The 1,161-nt window shown below is 55.3% G+C and carries 1 protein-coding gene; it reads left to right on the plus strand.

Going from position 1 to position 1,161, the window contains the following annotated elements; genetic code table 11:
• The first annotated feature begins 60 nt into the window (after nt 1-60).
• Nucleotides 61-780, plus strand: coding sequence for a thermonuclease family protein (locus Q363_RS31725; RefSeq protein WP_169747227.1), 720 nt, complete (start codon nt 61-63; stop codon nt 778-780).
• Nucleotides 781-1,161 lie beyond the last annotated feature (381 nt).

Here is a 1,161-nt window from a genome sequence, read left to right on the forward strand (position 1 = left end):
ACTTCACTCTACAGGAGGCTCCACCTGCCTCACCCTTGAGCCTTGTTCTCAAAGGCTAATTTGGACGACAGTGACCTCAAATGGAATCTCGAATTCCGGCCAAAACTTGCTGAAACCGCGACGGTCGCTCTCACGACGTTCCTGCAAGGTATAGGCAATGACCCTCTTCCATGCAAGATCCGCACGGCCGTCGACACTCCTGACGACGTCTTCGACACTTATGGCAGACTCGTCGGGAACATCTCTGTGCAAGCAGGCAGAGGTGAACAGGACGTCAATAACTGGATTGTTGGGCAGGGTTGGGCATTCCCATCCTTCTACTCGTCCATGTCCGAGCAGGAGATCACCACGATAGTCGGACTTGCCGACCAGGCCTACCAAAAGGGTCTTGGGGTGTGGCCCTATCTTAACGATCACATCCACGCGGCCGACTTCGACTTGAACTTGTTGTACCGAGGCAACGGCGTGGTTCCGAAGCCGGCGGTTGATGAGGGAAGGGTGGTTCTGCCGAAGCTGTTCCGGCGACTCGCGGCCTATGTCGTCAACCGCAAAGCGAAGATGGTGTCGGGCACGTTCGAAACGTACCTGCGATCCAAACGTTCGAGCGACGCGGTCCATCTCACAGGGGAGTTCCTGTCCCAAGGTGCAGTCGCCGCTCCTCTGCATTTTCTCGACGAGTTCGTGCAGGGTGGCCTCACTACGGTGTGGCCCGAAGAACTCGTGTTTCGAGAGAAACCCTCAAGCGTAATCGGGGCGGGTGGCGGACCCGTGAGTTTCTAGTGGAGCTACCTTCATTACACCTTCGACCTGTGGGCCGACCGGTGGCGACGCCACCACCTCCCTGTCTATGACTGCGCATCAGAAACGACGGTTTATGAGTTCCTCTGAATCGCTCCATAAGCTATGTCACAAACAAACAGAGTGAGAGTCGAATGCATTGGGGAACCGAAACTCGGTTTAAATATCTTGGAAGAGTTGCTGAAGGGAAGCCTGAACCAGCAGTTCCCTGAAAGCGGGCTTGGGAAGCGATAAGGCCGTAGTTTCCCAAAACTTTACGGGCAGGACAAGGGACCTATCGGCATTCGTGAGCATCCTGAATTATGATGGTCTGTCTTTTGTCGACCGCCTTGCTGGCCGGGAATAAGGGTTGAGGGCGAGCTT

Source organism: Edaphobacter aggregans DSM 19364, from assembly GCF_000745965.1.
GTDB classification, from domain to species: domain Bacteria; phylum Acidobacteriota; class Terriglobia; order Terriglobales; family Acidobacteriaceae; genus Edaphobacter; species Edaphobacter aggregans.